Source organism: Natrialba swarupiae, assembly GCF_008245225.1.
In the GTDB taxonomy this organism is placed as follows: Archaea; Halobacteriota; Halobacteria; order Halobacteriales; family Natrialbaceae; genus Natrarchaeobius; species Natrarchaeobius swarupiae.
This window is the reverse complement of sequence record NZ_VTAW01000075.1, coordinates 1-1,150: the sequence shown is the minus strand read 5'-3', so window position 1 is coordinate 1,150 and position 1,150 is coordinate 1. Positions and strand designations below refer to the sequence as shown.

At 60.2% G+C, this 1,150-nt stretch carries 1 protein-coding gene; it reads right to left on the bottom strand.

Annotated features, from left to right (window positions below; genetic code table 11):
* Positions 1-187: 187 nt before the first annotated feature.
* Positions 188-1,150: ISH3 family transposase (locus FYC77_RS19970; protein WP_149083239.1), on the bottom strand; the 963-nt coding region annotated here is incomplete at its 5' end.

The following is a 1,150-nucleotide window of genomic DNA, read 5'->3' as shown; positions in this document are numbered from 1 at the left end:
CTCAGTCGATCACACCGACAGCCTCACTGTCTTGTCCAGTAGGCGCTGAATCTGGTTGAACTGTGCTCGGCCCGTCTCGAAGAGATAGTGGCGGTAAGTTTTGGCACTGGAGAGGCGCTGTCGGCGGCGAATCGCCGCCGACGCGACAGTGTCGCCACTCACGACCGCTGCCCCAACTCAGGGACAGCTACCGGAAGAACCGGTCGTCGAGTGGTTGATTCGCTGGGACAGCTCTGCGTACACCAAGAGCTGCCCAGGCAGCACGAACCACCATCTCACAGAACTCCGTGAACGACCACTCCCAGAGGCGGCGCCCCCCACGGCGGGGCGCCGCCACGTACATCCAGTGGAGATAGCGCCAGACGTTCTGCAGCAACAGACTCACGACGAACAGCAACAACCGAAGCCCTGCGTCCCGAGAACTGGTGAGAGCGAGGCTCTGGTTAGCTAACCGGTAGCTTGATTCGATGCCGAAGCGCTTGCTATAGTGTTCTCGTGCATCTCGTGGTGTGTCGATGAACGGCGCGTCAGCGGCGTAGCCGTGACGCGCCACCCCGTGCTCGTCGTATCGTCCTCGTTGGTAGACACAGTCGATGAACACAGGGAACGTTACTCGCCCAGCGAGTTCGTGTTCGATCACGCGACTCCAGCCGCTGCTGAGTTCGTCTTGAATCGTCTCGCCCCACTTGACGATCGGTATGACGTAGGCGTAGTTGTGCGCGTACAGCAGTTCGAGGCAAGTGCTGTTGTAGAATCCGCGATCGAGGTAGACGGCCTTGACGCGCAGGTCAAGGCCGTCAAGGAGTTCGAGGAACTCACCGAGGGCATCGCTGGTGGTTTCGCCAGCGACCAGCTGGCGAACCGCCAGCGTGTATCGCTTGTTGCGCACCCGCGCATACAGCGTGACGTAAGCATGGAACGCAGTGGTACCTCGTTTCGCCTGCGAGAAGTACAACGCCTCTGTCTCGTCTTCCTCACCGTAGTAGGGATCGAGGTGGAGGTCGGCGACGACCTCCACCGGTCGATCCGGGAGCGTCTCAAGGACATCCCGTTGAAGTAGTGTGTTTCCGACAGCCTCGACGGTTTCAAGGTCGAACTGATCGGTAAGGTGTCCTCGGACGGTATTGGCGTGTGGCGAGTCTTCGGTCGT